The following is a 14,182-nucleotide window of genomic DNA, read 5'->3' as shown; positions in this document are numbered from 1 at the left end:
GCTCGCCGTCCGCAGAAGATCGATGACGCGACGGCGGGTGAGCAAGGTCGTCGTCATGTCAGCAATCTTCGCACTAAAGTCTACTGAGTAACTGCACAATCTCGGGATCCGGACTCACATCCCCAGGGGCTGATGCGTTCTACTGGCGTGATGGCTCCGGAGAAGGTCTCGCTGCCGCCGTTCCAGGCGCTCGTCGACGCGCACTGGCAGGACGTGGCACGGCTGGCGCGCGCGCTGGCCGGGCCGGTCGACGGCGACGACGTGGCCCAGCGCGCCTGGGAGAAGGCCTTCGCCGCCTACCCCGGGCTCACCTCGGCGAAGAACCTCCGCAGCTGGCTGCTGACCATCACGGCCCGCTGCGCCACCGACGTCCACCGGGCCCGAAAACCACAGAGCCCTCTCGACGAAGCCCCGCCGATCGCGGTCGCCGGCCCGGAGGCCGCGGACTGGCCGGACCCCGACCTCTGGCACGCCGTCAACCAGCTACCCGAACGGCAGCGGTTCGCCGTCACGCTCAAGTACGTCGGCGATCTGGACCACCACGGCGTGGCCGCCGCCCTGGACACGACGCCTGCCGCGTCGCGGCGACTCGTCAGCGACGCGCTCGCGACCTTGCGCACCAAACTCGGAGTGAACGATGACTGACCTCGAGAGCCGGCTGGCCCGGCTCACCGCACCTGACCTCAAGCCCCCGGTCTTCCCGGCCGCCGACGTCGCCTACACCCTGCACGACACCCCGATCGGCACCATGCTGCTCGCGGTCGCCGACGGCCGCGTCGTGGCGAGCTCCTTCGGCGACGAGGAGACCATGACCAACCGCCTCGCGAAGGCCGTGTCCCCGCGCGTACTGCGGCTGCCCCGGGCACTGGACGACGTACGGCGCCAACTGGACGAGTACCTGTCCGGACGACGGCACGAGTTCGAGTTGGAGGTGGATCTCGCGCTGGCGACTCCGTTCCAGCGACTCGTGCTGACCGACCTACCGTCGTACACGAGCTACGGGCGCACGACGACGTACGGCGCGGTCGCCGGCGACATCGATCGGCCGAAGGCGGCCCGCGCGGTCGGCACGGCACTGGGCGCGAACCCGGTCTGCGTCGTGCTGCCGTGCCACCGGGTGATCGGCGCGAACGGCGCGCTCACCGGGTACGCCGGCGGGCTGGACGCGAAGCGATTCTTGCTGAATCTCGAAGCAAAAAACTGACGTTTCACGCGTCGGCGAGAAAGCATTTACACTCGACCGACAAAGGAGCAGATCCCCAGTGTGGAGTGGGGATCTGCTTCTTGTTTCCCTTGTCTGGAAGGGCTCCGGGCTCGGCGCGGTAAATCCCTGACGCGTCAGGCATTACCGGGTTGGTGAATCTCCAGGATGAGCCGGCGGCGGCCGCCCCAGTCCCGCTTGTAGACCTTGTAATCCTCGATTCCGGCTTTCGCGCACAGGCGCCCGTAGCTGGCCTCGTCGTGGATGAAGTGCACGCTGCTGGTGCCGAAGTGCTCGGTGGTGACGATCCGGTGCTCCGGCCCCTGACGCATCCCGTTGGCGATCTCGGCCGCGGTCGCCGGACCCCAGACCGGGCCCTCGATGATGGCCAGCCCGCCCGGCTTCAGCACCCGGGAGATCTCGCAGATCGTGGACACCTGCTCGTCCTCGGCGAACAGCTCGTGGAACGCGGTCCACAGGCAGATCACCGCGTCGAACGCGTCCCACTTGTACGGCAGGTCGGTCATCGAGCCGATCGCCCAGTCGACCTGCAGCTCTTCCTCGGCCGCCCTCGCCCGGCCGGCCTCGATCAGGTTCGGCGAGATGTCCAGCGCTCGCACCACCTTCCCGGCCCGGCGCAGCGGCAGCGCGATCCGGCCGTACCCGCAGCACAGGTCGAGCACCGACTCCCTGCCCTGGAGCAGTTCCTCGACGGCCTTCACGGTCGCCGCGTCCCGCTCGGGCGTGGTACGCGCGGCCAGTCCGTCGGCCCCCAGTTCCGCGTACTCGGCCCGGCTGCGCAGTGCGGAGTTCAGCATTGCGCAAGTATCCCGGTTACTCCGGGTCAGTTGTCCAGCGGTCGGCGACCGATCCGTCCGAGCAGCACCGCGGCCAGCATCGACACGATGATCGAGGTGTACGTCGCCCCCAGCCAGGTGGGCACCGGCTGGTGGTTGAACAGCCACTGCTGGACGTCGGTCCAGAACGGCGACCAGCCCTTCACCGTGCCCGGGTTCACCAGCTGGTAGGCGACGAAGCCGATCAGCCAGGCGACCGCGGGCTGCCAGCGGAAGCGCGCCGTACCGGAGACGTCCCAGTTCATCTTGCTGACCACGAAGAAGTCGGCGATCGCGACCGCGAACAGCGGGACGAAGACCGAGCCGATCAGGTAGAGGAACTGCGTGTAGTTGCCCAGGTCAACCAACAGGGCGAGGCCGGTGGCGATCACGCCGATGGCGATCGAGATCCAGCGCCGGTCGATGTGGCCGACCAGGTTGTGCGTTGCCATCGTGGTCGAGTAGACGTTCGCGTAGGCCTCGTCGACCTCGTCCACCAGCAGCACGAGCAGCGCGATCGCACCAGCCGGCAGCGTGACGAGCGCGGTGATCACGTCGGTGCTGTTGGTCCCGAGCGTCGCCACCGCGAACACACCGAGGGCGTAGTACGCGATCGCCGCGATCCCGTAGCCGAGCGACGATCCGGCGAAGGCCGCCTTGTTGGTGCGCGAGTGCCGGGTGTAGTCGGCGGCCAGCGGCGCGAACGACACCACACCGGCGGCGGCGAGGTCGACAGCCGGCCAGAAGCCGAAGACGCCGTCCTGCGGGAGGTCCTGCACCGGCTTGCTGAGCACCTGCACGAACAGGTAGACCGACGCGATCAGCACCAGCCAGACCATGAACTTGCGCAGCAGCTTCACGCTGCCGAGCGGCCGGACCGCCATCGCCGTGGCGATCACTCCGGCCAGTACGACGAACAGCCACCGCCAGCGTTCACTCGTCACCGCCACCGCGGCCTGCGAGATGACGATGATCTCCATCGTCGCCCAGCCGACGTTCTGCGCGATGTTCAGCACGGTCGGCGCCATCGAACCGCGCCGCCCGAACAGACCGCGCAGGCAGGCCATCGCCGGCGCCCCGGTCTGCGAACCGAACACGGCCGCACCACCGAGCACCAGCGCGCCCATCCCGCAGCCGACCACGACCGCGAGCAGACCTTGGGCCAGCGAGCCCGTGTACGCCGCGACCAGCGCACCGGTCACCGGGCCGAACAGCGAGATGCCCAGGTTCCCCCAAAGGGTGAACTGGTCGAAGAAGCCGAGGGTGCGCGGCGCGTCCGTGGTGAGGACGAGCGGCGCCTCGGTCCGCTTGGCAGGACGAACAGCAGTACTGGTCATGGTGACCCGCTCCCTACGCCGGCATTACCCGGTCAGGTTCAGGCGGTCGGCGACCCCGCGTCGCCCTCTCAGCCCGCGCGTCGTGCGAGCTCCCGCATCGGTTTTGCTACCGCGTCAACGATAGCGCTTCAGGCCTGGGTCGGCGCAGCCGCTGCCCGCTGGATGAGAGCGGCCAGCTCGGGACCGTTGGTCAGCACCGGCATGTGGGAGCCGGTCGGCAGCGTGCGGGACTCACAGTGCGTGAGCTCGGCCAGTCGGTCCGTCCACTCGGCCGGCGAGAGGTGGTCGTGCCGGCACCGCACGATCACGATCGGGGCCTGCACCCGGGTGATGATCCCGGCCAGGTCGTGGTGCCGGGCCGCTTCGACCGCGCGGGCGATTGTGGACAACGTCGTACGCGCGTATTGCGGAGCGAGCGCCGGGATCAGGCGGGGTGACTCCGGGACGGCCGATCCGAGCCAGCGGGCGACCAGGTCCGGCCAGCTCGCCGCGCGGATGTCCCCGGTCGGCGCGATCAGGACCAGGGCGTGGACGAGCTCGGGGTAGGCGACCGCGGTCTCGACGACGACCTGGCAGCCGGCTGAGTGCCCGACGAGCACCGACCGCTCCCGGATCTTGTCGGCGACCGCCGTGCCCAGGGCTTGTGGTCGAAGGTCGTCGCCGCGTCCGGCGGGTTCGCCGTACCCGGGCAGGGTGACGATCCGGTACGGCGTGGTCAGGTACTCGACCGTGGGCGCGTACGACTTGGGCCCGAGGCCGAGGCCCGGGACCAGGACGATCGGGATGCTCACTCCCAGGGCGGGCGGGCCGGCGCGCCTTGGACGACCGGGTTGGACACGTCCGGCTTCAGCTCGCGGTAGCCGAGAAGGAAGCCGAGGGCAAGGATCAGCAGGCCGATCCCGCCCCAGCCGTACGCCGTCGGCAGCCGGTCCAGCGAGTCGTCGATGGCGCCCATGCCGGTCGACAACACCATCCCCGCCCAGATCAGGATCGGCACCAGCGACACCCCGACCAGGAGCAGACCGCCCAGCTCGATCGGTTCGATCTCGCGGCCGACCTTGCGGCGGGCGAGTACGTCGCGAATCCACATCACGATCGCGGCAACGCCGACCAGGAGCAAAAGCAACTGGCCGATGGTGTCGATCACGTCCGTGCGGAGCGGGTGGTTCAGCGGTGAGCCGGGAGCCTGCGAGATCTCGCGCAGGGCGACCCGCTGGACCGAGAGAACGAGCAGGCCATAGACGGCAGCGACGATCGTGGCGAGCAGTACGACGCGAGCCGCGCGCGGATCACGTGGTGCGACCGGCAGCTCCCGGCCGTACTTCGGCAGCTCGTGCTGCTGGGGATGCGCCGGTGTGCCGTAGGGGCTGCCGGGGCGGTAGTTGGGCGGCTGCGTGTACGCGCCGGGCGGTGCCTGTGGCGGCGGGGCGCCGTACTGGCCGGGTGGGGAGCCGTAGGGCTGTGGCTGGGCGTAGGCGTCTGGCTGCTGCTGGCCGGGAGGCGGTGCGCCGTAGCTGCTGCCGCCGTACGGCGTCGGCGGGGCGTAGTGGTGCTCCTCGGCCGGCTGCTCCGGTTGCTCACCGCGGCCGTACGTCGGGAAATCCTGTGACGACATCGCTGCCTCCCCTCGGCACCCAGCCTCTCACGAACGAGGGTTTCGCTCAGGTCCTGCAGCGTCAGGTCGCCTTGATGGTCGGCCAGGCGTTGGGCAGGCAGCCGGCCAGGCCCTTGGTCTGCTGCATCATCACCGGCGCCGGCGTCTTCGCCTTGGTGCAGGTGGAGTGGCCGTGGCCGAGCGCGTGCCCGACCTCGTGGTTGACCAGGTAGTTGCGGTAGAGCGCGACGTTCCCGGAGTACGCCGGGATCGCGTACATCCAGCGCTTCGCGTTCAGCACGACCCGGTCCTCGACCCGGCAGGACACCTCACCACCGGTGTCGAGCGGCAGACACAGCTTGTCGGTGAGCGTCGGCGTCGCCAGGATGATCCGCAGATCGGCGTCCACCTTGTCGGTCCGCTCGAAGCTGACCGGGTGAATCGCCTGCCACCCACGCCCGTCGGTCAGCGTCTTGTGGATGATCTGCGCGACCGCGGCGCCGTTGACCGACAGCCCCTGCTCGATCTCGACCCGGTAGGTCAGTTTGTCGCGAATCCCAGTCGCCTTGTCGAACCCCGGCACGACGGCGAGCTTCCCGGTGGACACCGAGTAGTTCGGCTTCGACGCCTTCGGCGGCCGCGTCAACGTCGGAGCCGGACGCTGCGGGGTGGTGAACTTCTGCGTCGGCGTCGCCACCGGAGTCGGCGTCACCACACTCACCGGCATCTCAGTAGCCGAAGCCGCCACCCCAGCGACCACCTCGGCCGCCAAACTCCGCCGGTTCGCCGATTCCGGGTGCATCACCACCACAGTCCCCAGCACCGCCAAAGCAGTCACCGAAAACCACTGCGCCTTGTACGACTTCTTCCGAGTGTGCCGCCCACCCCGCCGCTTCCGAGCAGGCGCATCCGCCCGCTGGCCGCTCCGCCGGATGGTCATGACGATTCACCCTACCCACCCCCCACCACCTGCCGAAACCCCAGTTCCATCCCGTCCACCACAAACGAACCAAAGGCGCAGGCCGGTTGGAGGTTGCGGTCAGCTCTCGGCCACGGCGTAGTGCAGGCGAACGGAGCCGCCGGTATCGGTGTGTACGGACAGCAACTCCAGTCGGGTCGGAGCCTCACCTACTTCAAGCGGCGGCCCGTCCATCACTGACGGCGTGCCGAGCCCGCCGATGAGAGCAGGCAGCAGCGTCAGGTGGAGTTCGTCGATCAAGCCTGCCCGCAACAGAGCCCCATTCAGTCCACCGCCCGCGGCCGACAGCACACAGGTGACGCCGAGCTCGGTGCCCATCGAGGCGATCCCTTGGGCCAGGTCGACACGCTCCTGGCCGACAACGAGGTAGCAGATCCGTTGCCGTCGGAGATAGCCGAGATAGTCGGCCGGGGTCGACCGCGCCACCAGGACCAGCGCGTCCCAGTTCTCATGTCTCTCGGTCCAGCGCACCCTCCCGCGGCTGTCGACGACGGTGAACCAGTTGTGCGGCGGGGACGGTTGTCCGGTGATGTCCGGTGGGAGGTAGTGCTGGTAGAGGTCGGCGGTGTCACCGTCGTACGTGGGCAGTTCCTCGGGAATCTCGTCCTCGGCGACCAGGCTGCCGCTGCCCTCCAGGATTGCGTTGCAGCCGTACTGCTGCCGGAGCACATCGAGCATGTCGAGCGGCACCGGATCGGCAGCGTGCGGCGTCATCGCGCTCCACAGATCTGAGCTCGGCTGGTGCATCAGCAGCGCGTCCCGGGTGAGCGCGACCTTCCCGTCGACACTGGCTCCCACACTGACCACCACGCGCGGTCGCTCCCGCATCACAGCCCCTCCGCCTCGCTGGACAACGACCACCAGATCTACCAGCACCCACCGACAACGCCCCGGCCACAGCCTGAGGCTGACGGCGTCCGAGGGGCGTGGCAGGCTGGCGAGAGGATGTGTGGCGGGCCCGGTGCGACAACTGCGGGCGAAGGGAGAGATCAGGTGTCCAGGATGAGGACGTCGACGGCCTTCGGGGTCGACATCGGCGGCAGCGGGATCAAGGGGGCCATCGTCGACCTGGAGAAGGGCGACCTGGCCACGGAGCGGGTGAAGTACCTGACGCCCAACCCGTCCAGCCCGGAGCCCGTCGCCGCGGTCGTGGCCCGGCTGGTCAAGGATGCCGGGTGGACCGGCGACCTGGGTGCGACGTTCCCGGCCGTCATCAAGAACGGGGTGGCCAAGAGCGCCGCGAACGTCGACAAGAGCTGGATCGGGACCGACGTCGACAAGGTCCTCACCGACAGCACCCACTGCGACGTGACCGTACTCAACGACGCTGACGCGGCCGGCATCGCCGAGGCCCGGTTCGGCGCGGCCAAAGGCGTCGACGGCGTGGTCATCCTGCTCACCTTCGGCACCGGTATCGGCAGCGCGCTGCTGCTCGACGGCCAGCTCGTGCCGAACACCGAGCTCGGTCACCTCGAGCTGGACGGGTACGACGCGGAGACGAGAGCCTCCTCAGCGGCGAAGGACAACGAGGGCCTGTCGTACAAACAGTGGGCCAAGCGAGTCCAGCGATACCTTCGGCACGTGGAGAACCTGTTCACCCCCGACCTGTTCGTGGTCGGCGGCGGCGTCAGCAAGCACGCCGACAAATGGGTACCCCTGCTCGAGATCTCCACCCCGGTGAAGCCGGCCCAGCTCCTCAACAACGCCGGCATAGTCGGCGCAGCAATGGCCGCCCACGAAAAGTTCACCCAGTAGAACGACTACAACCCGGCCCCGGCATCGACGGCTGCTCGCCCGTACCGCTAGCGTCCGCCTCTGCCGGTAGCTGGTGAGGAGCTGCGGCGGCAGTCAGCGCCGGTGAGCTCAGCACGGGGACGTGCTTGTGGGTCTCGGCGATCCCTATGGGTGTCAAGACGGCCACGACGCCCATGCCGGTCGCCGCTGTTGTGGGGCTAGTGATCGCCGAGCCAGTCGACAACGGTCGCCAGCAACCAGCCGTGGTGTGACAGATGGACATCGTGGCCGGCTCCCGGCGCCTCGCGGTACTCGCCGCGAGGGATGGCGTCGGCCATGTCTCGGAGCAGGCCAGGAGGGCAGAACGGATCGTAGGTCCCTGTGATCAGCAGCGTTGGGCAGGTGATGAGCTTGGCCCGCGATCGACTGACATCGCCGCCTGCGTCGATGATCGCGCCCAGTGCCCGAGCCCAGCTTGCCGCCATGAGCCGGGCGTTGTGCACGCCGTGCGCCTCGACCAGGTACGCGGCCAGCGCCTTCAGGGCATCGATCGGTTCATCCACCAGGTGCGCTAGTCGGTCGAGCATGTCCGGGGAGGCCACGACTTGACCGGCCGCGCCCCAGGTGACTGCCGACAAAGCGCGACCCGGTTCGAGTGCCGCCATCAGCAGCGCGTTCTCGCCGCCGTCGCTGAAGCCGACGAAATGGGCCACCTCGACCTCGAGTGCGTCGAGCAGGCCGAGGAGTGCTCGGGCGTCGTCCAGGTAATAGCTCGCGGTGTAGTGCCGAGGCTGGGGCTGGGACCGCCCGGATCCCGGCAGATCGACGGCAATCACACGAAATCCGGAGGCGAAATCACGGCGCAAGCGATCGAGATCTGTGATGCTGCCGCCCCAGCCCGGCAGGAGCACCACGGTGTCGCCGCGGCCGGTGTCCTCGTAGTAGATCTGCCGTCCATCCGGGCCGTGCCAGGCCATCGCAGTCCTTCCGGTCGACTCAGGGGCCGCAGCACCATATAGCGAGCAGGCACGTCATCTGCACGCTGCCCGCAGGCGGGGGTCGAACCTACCGAGGACGACATCCCACAACAGACCTGGCCACTAGCGATCAGCATGTCGCGCACACCCCACAATCAGACCCCGAGTGCGACAGTGCACGAGGTCTTCTTCAGCACCCCGATGAAAGGTGAAGCACAGGCCACCCGTGAGTTTTGATCGGTGGAGTGATGGGGCCGACCACGCGACCCCACGAGGTCATCGCCGCCTGTGCCGCGGCGACGAGCTGGTCATCGTCGGTCGCACCGTTCCACCCAGCCCGGCTCAGTCGGCCGAGCTCGGCGCGGTGTTGACCCAGCGAAGCCGGGCCACCAGTGGCTGGCCTGACTTGGGCCACGATCCCGGCCAGAGCGGTGCGGCAGCGTGCTGACCTGCGGGTTCGCCGTTCGGGGCGTCCGGATCTGCGCACTAAATGGGGCTTGTACCTAACGGTCGAGTCGCTGGACCCTTCACGGTGAACGACGCTGGACCTTGTCGAGGCCTACTCGGTGACGATGCGGAAGACCGGGAAGTTGGCGGCGATCCGCTTGAACTCGCCCAGCGGAGCATGTCGGTCCAGTGGGAAATGCGCTCGCGCTCCCGGCGCGACCGCCATGTAGCGGCGCAGGATCGGCGCCCGGGCGCCCGGCTCGACCTCCTCCAGTCGGACGAGCTCACAGCGGCCATGCCGCAGCTCCGCGTGACCCCTCGCGGCCCGGACGTTGCGGACCCAGTTGGCGTCCTCGCCGAGCATCGAGACCAGATAGCGCTCGCCCTCGTGGTCGGCGATCGCCACCGGCATCGTGATCACCCGGCCAGTTCGCCGGCCGGGTACGGCGAGGACCGCCAGCCGGTTCGGCAGTACCAGCCCGGACCCGTAGATCGCGGCATCGGCCCGGTTGATCAGCCGACCGGCCAGGTTCGGTCGTCCGTGGCGGTACAGCCACCGGCGCAGGCCGGCCACTGTCTCGCCGGGTGTTCTGAGCAGGCGCATGACGGACTCCTCTGCAGGTCGAGCAGGCGAAGCCATCGTGGCCTCCGCGACCGTCGCCCTGCAGAGTCCCGGGTCCCGCCGCGCCGGGGCCGAAGGTCCCGCACGGATGAAAGCATCTTGTGCGGTTGAGGCTGCGCTCGGGGAGTATCGGTTCCTACGGAACCAGCATTCACAAACACCTGATGGACAACCTGCGCGGTTTGCTCCCGCCGCTCGCTGGTTAGCGGTCGCCCCGCACGAGCGTGCGGGGCAGGCCGAAGTACGACGCGACTGTTGTCTCGAAATGCGTGAGCTCGTGGATCCGGTCGCCGGCGATGCCGATCACGAGGACCCCGATCAGGTGCCGGCCACCGGTGACCGGATCGCGAATGTACTCGCCCCACGCGGGCTGCCCGTTCGCGCGCACCGGCACCATAGTGTCGATCTCGCGCCGATGCGCCGCGAGCGCGCTGAAGAACCGGTGCACGTCCTCGGTTCCGTTGTACTCGAAGGGCAGCGGCGGCATCCGCACCCAGACGTCGCTGGTCATCAACGCGACGAGCGCATCGACATCCTGTTTTGTGAACGCTTCGACGAAGCGCTCGACCAGCTCACTGTCCTCCGGGCCGCGCGTCCGGTCGGGTGGAGCCGCATCCATCGCGGTGCGGGCGCGGCTGAGCGCACTGTTGACTGCGGCCTCGGTGACGCCGAGAAGGTCCGCGGTCTCATTCGCGCGGTATCCGAGCACGTCACGCAGCAACAGCACGGCGCGCTGGTTCGGTGGCAGCAGTTGTACGGCGGTGACGAAGGCCAGCGAGATCGCTTCACGGGACTCGTACCGGGCTTCCGGCCCTGGCAGCTGATCGGGCAGACCGTCGAGCAGAAGGTCGGGGTAGGGCTGCAGCCACAGCACCTCACCGGACCGGTACGGCTCCGGAGGCGGAACCGGGAGTGGCACCGGGGCCACCGGTCGCCTTGTGGATGACCGCAATACGTTGAGGCAGCGGTTGGTCGCGATGCGGTACAGCCAGGTGCGGACCGACGACCGGCCCTCGAACCCGGCCAGCCCGATCCATGCCGACAGCAACGTTTCCTGGACCGCGTCCTCCGCGTCCTGCAACGATCCGAGCATCCGGTAGCAGTGCAACTGCAACTCGGCGCGGTGCGGCTCGACCAGCGCCGCGAACGCCTCCCGGTCGCCTTCCCGCGCACGCTGGAGCAACTCGTCCGGCATGGGCCACCTCCGTCCTGATTCTCACCCATTCGCTACTGACACCGGCGAGTGGCAGAACTGATCGGTCGGCAAGCGACGAGTTTCCGGCGTCGACGCTGTCTGTCCCCTGTGCAAGCCATCAGAGCTGAACGGAGAACAGACATGTCGACACCCATCGCGAACCGGACCGTCCTGGTCACAGGCACCAACCGAGGCATCGGACGCGCACTGGTCGAGGAAGCGCTGCGCCGTGGCGCAAAACGCGTGTACGCCGGGACGCGGGTACCACTCACCCACAAGGACGCTCGCGTGACCTATCTGAGTCTGGACGTCACCGACGACGCGGAGATCGAGGCGGCCGCGAAGAGCGTCGACTCCCTCGATGTCCTGGTCAACAACGCGGGCCTGGCGGCGTACGACGACCTCGATGAGCGTGCGGCGCTCGAGCGGCATCTGGCCGTCAATCTGTTCGGGACTCACGCCGTGACGAGAGCGTTCCTGCCGCAGTTGACCGATGCGCGCGGAGCGGTCGTGAACGTGCTGTCCGTGGCGGCGCTCGCATCGCTGCCGATCATCCCGGCGTACTCGATCTCGAAGGCGGCCGCGTTCTCGCTCACCCAGGCGCAGCGCGCGCTCTTCGCCTCGCGGGGTGTGCGGGTGCACGCGGTGCTCACCGGTCCGGTCGATACCGAGATGTCGCGGGATCTCGACGTACCGAAGGCTTCACCGGAGTCGGTCGCGCAGGCGATCTTCGATGGAGTGGAGGCTGGTGCGGAGGAGATCTTCCCCGACTCCATGTCCGCGTCGTTGGCGCCGAGCTGGACAGGCGGCGCGGTCAAGGAACTCGAGCGTCAGAACGCGGCGCTGCTCAGCTGAGGCATCGCAGGGCGTGGGCGAGGGCCCAGTCCTGGTCGTTGGCCAGGGGGTCGGCGACGTGTGCCGGGTGGCCGTTGACGCAGGTCGGGTAGACGAAGGCACGCCGATCGGGCCGAGGAAACCAATGTGGAGATCCGCTGGCACGAGGAACAGCAGAGCCGGAGAGCGCGCAGCGCATCCCCGGATGCCCCAGACGATCCAGGCGCGGTCACACCGAAGCCCGAAACCCGTCTTCGGTGTGACCTGCGGAAACGCGACTGCATCGCTAGTCAGGCGGTGAAGTCCGCGCGGTGGTCCGACGCCCACTGTGCGAAGCTGCGGCCCGGGTGGCCTGTGAGCTCCAGGATTGTGTCGGTCACCGGTGCGGGTCGGTCGAGGTGCCGCGCCCAGTCGTCCAGCAGCACGTCCGCCGGCGCGAACGGACCCATGGCCTCGCGGGCCGCTTCCGGCGACATCTCCTCGTAGCGCAGGGGCCGTCCGATCGCCTCGCCAAGCAGCGTGATCTGCTCCTCATGCGTCAGGGATTCGGGGCCTGTGACTGTGTATGTGCGACCCGCATGCGCATCGTCGGTCAAGGCCTCGATCGCGATGGCTGCGAAGTCGGCCGGATGGATCGGCGCGCCGGCGGCAGCCGCGTACGGACCGCGGACCACGTCACCGGCCTTGACCTGTGCCGGTACGTCGAACGCCCACTGCAGCGCGTTGGCGGCCGACAGTTCCAGCCGCAGGAAGGTGAACTCCAGCCCCGAGTTCCGGATCGCCTGCTCGACGTCGTGGTGGAAGGCGGCGACCTGGTGAGGCTGCGTGCCGGCGAGGTCATCCACCGAGGCGGAGGACTGGAAGACAATGCGGCGCACGCCCGCCTCCTTGGCTGCGGCCAGGAAGTTCGGCGTGAAGCCGGGCACGACCGCCAGCAGGAACACCGTCGAAACGCCGGTCAGCGCCTGCCGCACGGACACCGGGTCGTTGAGGTCGCCTGCGACGAGTTCGGCGGCCTCCGGCAGCCCGGCCTTCGCGGGTTCCCGGGTCAGCGCTCGTACCGGACGGCCGGCGGCGGTGAGCTGTTCGACGATGGAGCGGCCGACCGGGGCGGTGGCGGCGGTGACCAGAATCATGATGTTCTCCTGTCTCTGCGGATGTGCGTGTGGTCGGTGGTCAGAGGTCGGCGAGGTCGATGGCCGCGGCCATCGCCTGGAAGCCGGCGTCGTTGGGGTGCAGGGCGTCGCCGGCGTCGTACTCGGCGCGAAGGGTGTCGGGATCGGCCGGGTCGGTCAGGACGGCGTCGAAGTCGACGACCGCGTCGTACTCCGCGCTGTCACGGATCCAGCGGTTGACCTCGTCGCGGACAGTCTCGCCGCGCGGGCTGTCGAGCATCGATCCCTTCATCGGCGTGAGCGTGCCGCCGATGATCCGGCGACCGTGCTGGTGGGCGGCCCGGATCAGCTCGCGGTGCGCCTCGATCAGTTGCGCGCTGGTGACGTCCGGGTCGAAACCGAGATCGTTGAGGCCCTGCATCACGATGACCGTGCGGGCTTCGGGGTGGTCGCCCAGATCCCGGGCGAACCGGCTCAGCGCGCTTTCGCCGCAGCAGTCGGTGTCTTCGAGGACGCGGTTGCCGGCGATGCCCGAGTTCAGTACGCCGATGGGCTGTCCGGCCGCCGCCAACCGCTCGGCAAGCTGATCGGGATAGCGGTTGTCGGCATCCTTGGTCGCACTGACCCCATCTGTAATCGAGTCACCGAAGGCGATCACGGCCGATCGTGCCCGTCCGCCGGAGACGTCCACGCCGGTCAGGTAGTACCAAGAGTGGCTGTTGTCGGTGAAGGCTCCGCCCTCGGAGTCGAAGCGATGATCACCGGCTGCGCGGTACGTCGTCGCTGCCGCCGCCTCGTGGAAGGTCGACGGCCCGGTCGGCGTGGCGAAGTACAGGGTGATCGTCAAGCGATCCAGGGCGTTGGCGCGCAGGTGGGTTGGGTCGCTGACGGTGTCCTGTCCTGCGGGGACGGTTGTGGATCGAGTGCCCCCGAAGGTCAGCGGCCGCACAGTGCCAGGCACGATCGCGGCACCTGCGCCGGCCCGGGCGATGGTGGCGCCGGCCAATCGCAACGCAGTGGACCCGTACCGGTTCGACAGTCTGATGCGAACCTTCGATCCGCCGGCGCTGATGCGGACGACCTGGCGCACGGATTCGTCAGCGAAGCCGTCGAGGGACCAGTTCTTGCCTTGCCAGGTCTCGGCCAGCGGGCTCTGTGCGGCCGTCGACCAGGTCCCGGTCCAGCGGCCGGTGGTCGCGGAGGCGGTCGGTGTGATCGTCGAGGCGGCGAGCACGCCGACCAGTGCGAGGCAGTTGGCCAAAGTCTTGATTCTCATGACGACAAATCTCGTCGAGATAGCCAGGCCGGACA

15 protein-coding genes and 1 riboswitch are annotated in these 14,182 nt (G+C 68.6%); of the genes, 4 read left to right on the top strand and 11 right to left on the bottom strand.

Features of this window, described 5'->3' with window-relative positions; translation table 11 throughout:
• The first annotated feature begins 150 nt into the window (after window positions 1-150).
• A complete protein-coding gene (locus ACIBL3_RS03985) occupies window positions 151-645 on the top strand; it encodes an RNA polymerase sigma factor (protein WP_396351663.1) in 495 nt (164 codons plus the stop codon).
• Entirely contained in the window at window positions 638-1,204 is a 567-nt protein-coding gene (locus ACIBL3_RS03980) for a methylated-DNA--[protein]-cysteine S-methyltransferase (RefSeq protein WP_396351662.1), read from the top strand. Before ACIBL3_RS03985 ends, ACIBL3_RS03980 begins: the two co-directional genes overlap by 8 nt.
• Before the next feature lie 134 nt (window positions 1,205-1,338).
• On the opposite strand, the gene ACIBL3_RS03975 is transcribed toward ACIBL3_RS03980, so the two are convergent.
• The 6 genes from ACIBL3_RS03975 to ACIBL3_RS03950 form a co-directional block, all read right to left on the bottom strand.
• Window positions 1,339-2,019: a class I SAM-dependent methyltransferase gene (locus ACIBL3_RS03975; protein WP_396351661.1), complete on the bottom strand. Its 681-nt coding sequence runs from the start codon at window positions 2,017-2,019 to the stop codon at window positions 1,339-1,341.
• 26 nt (window positions 2,020-2,045) lie between these two features.
• On the bottom strand, window positions 2,046-3,374 hold the full coding sequence (locus tag ACIBL3_RS03970) for a purine-cytosine permease family protein (protein WP_396351660.1): 1,329 nt from the start codon (window positions 3,372-3,374) through the stop codon (window positions 2,046-2,048).
• Window positions 3,368-3,480: riboswitch (TPP riboswitch) on the bottom strand. (Overlaps the previous gene by 7 nt.)
• A 22-nt stretch (window positions 3,481-3,502) precedes the next feature.
• Complete coding sequence (locus ACIBL3_RS03965; protein ID WP_396351659.1) at window positions 3,503-4,165, bottom strand: alpha/beta fold hydrolase; 663 nt, start codon at window positions 4,163-4,165, stop codon at window positions 3,503-3,505.
• Window positions 4,162-4,989 (bottom strand): hypothetical protein, encoded by an 828-nt coding sequence (locus ACIBL3_RS03960; protein WP_396351658.1) that lies wholly within the window; start codon window positions 4,987-4,989, stop codon window positions 4,162-4,164. Before ACIBL3_RS03960 ends, ACIBL3_RS03965 begins: the two co-directional genes overlap by 4 nt.
• A 61-nt stretch (window positions 4,990-5,050) precedes the next feature.
• The gene (locus ACIBL3_RS03955) at window positions 5,051-5,908 is read right to left on the bottom strand and encodes a DUF3152 domain-containing protein (protein WP_396351657.1); all 858 of its coding nucleotides are present in this window, start codon (window positions 5,906-5,908) and stop codon (window positions 5,051-5,053) included.
• A 99-nt stretch (window positions 5,909-6,007) separates the two neighbouring features.
• Window positions 6,008-6,775 carry a RibD family protein gene (locus ACIBL3_RS03950; protein ID WP_396351656.1) on the bottom strand — a complete coding sequence of 256 codons (768 nt, stop codon included), beginning with the start codon at window positions 6,773-6,775 and terminating at the stop codon, window positions 6,008-6,010.
• A 174-nt stretch (window positions 6,776-6,949) separates the two neighbouring features.
• Between ACIBL3_RS03950 and ppgK the strand changes: the two genes are divergently transcribed.
• Window positions 6,950-7,702 (top strand): polyphosphate--glucose phosphotransferase, encoded by a 753-nt coding sequence (ppgK, locus tag ACIBL3_RS03945; RefSeq protein WP_396351655.1) that lies wholly within the window; start codon window positions 6,950-6,952, stop codon window positions 7,700-7,702.
• 197 nt (window positions 7,703-7,899) lie between these two features.
• Here ppgK and ACIBL3_RS03940 read toward each other — a convergent pair whose 3' ends face one another.
• From ACIBL3_RS03940 to ACIBL3_RS03930, 3 genes are all read right to left on the bottom strand, one after another.
• Window positions 7,900-8,658, bottom strand: a complete 759-nt coding sequence (locus ACIBL3_RS03940; RefSeq protein ID WP_396351654.1) for an alpha/beta fold hydrolase — start codon at window positions 8,656-8,658, stop codon at window positions 7,900-7,902.
• Window positions 8,659-9,217: 559 nt separating this feature from the next.
• Window positions 9,218-9,709, bottom strand: coding sequence for a nitroreductase/quinone reductase family protein (locus ACIBL3_RS03935; RefSeq protein ID WP_396351653.1), 492 nt, complete (start codon window positions 9,707-9,709; stop codon window positions 9,218-9,220).
• A gap of 220 nt (window positions 9,710-9,929) precedes the next feature.
• Window positions 9,930-10,922 (bottom strand): sigma-70 family RNA polymerase sigma factor, encoded by a 993-nt coding sequence (locus ACIBL3_RS03930; RefSeq protein WP_396351652.1) that lies wholly within the window; start codon window positions 10,920-10,922, stop codon window positions 9,930-9,932.
• Window positions 10,923-11,063: 141 nt separating this feature from the next.
• Here ACIBL3_RS03930 and ACIBL3_RS03925 point away from each other — a divergent pair, with 141 nt between their 5' ends.
• Window positions 11,064-11,777, top strand: coding sequence for an SDR family NAD(P)-dependent oxidoreductase (locus tag ACIBL3_RS03925; RefSeq protein ID WP_396351651.1), 714 nt, complete (start codon window positions 11,064-11,066; stop codon window positions 11,775-11,777).
• A gap of 269 nt (window positions 11,778-12,046) precedes the next feature.
• Here the strand turns inward: ACIBL3_RS03925 and ACIBL3_RS03920 are convergent, their stop codons facing one another.
• Window positions 12,047-12,892 carry an NmrA family NAD(P)-binding protein gene (locus ACIBL3_RS03920; RefSeq protein WP_396351650.1) on the bottom strand — a complete coding sequence of 282 codons (846 nt, stop codon included), beginning with the start codon at window positions 12,890-12,892 and terminating at the stop codon, window positions 12,047-12,049.
• 40 nt (window positions 12,893-12,932) lie between these two features.
• Window positions 12,933-14,147, bottom strand: a complete 1,215-nt coding sequence (locus ACIBL3_RS03915) for an SGNH/GDSL hydrolase family protein (protein ID WP_396351649.1) — start codon at window positions 14,145-14,147, stop codon at window positions 12,933-12,935.
• Between the last annotated feature and the right edge of the window lie 35 nt (window positions 14,148-14,182).

Origin of the sequence: Kribbella sp. NPDC050124 (assembly GCF_044460355.1) — a bacterium.
In the GTDB taxonomy this organism is placed as follows: domain Bacteria; phylum Actinomycetota; class Actinomycetes; order Propionibacteriales; family Kribbellaceae; genus Kribbella.
Note: the sequence above shows the minus strand (reverse complement) of the source record. Positions and strands in the feature narration are given on the sequence as shown.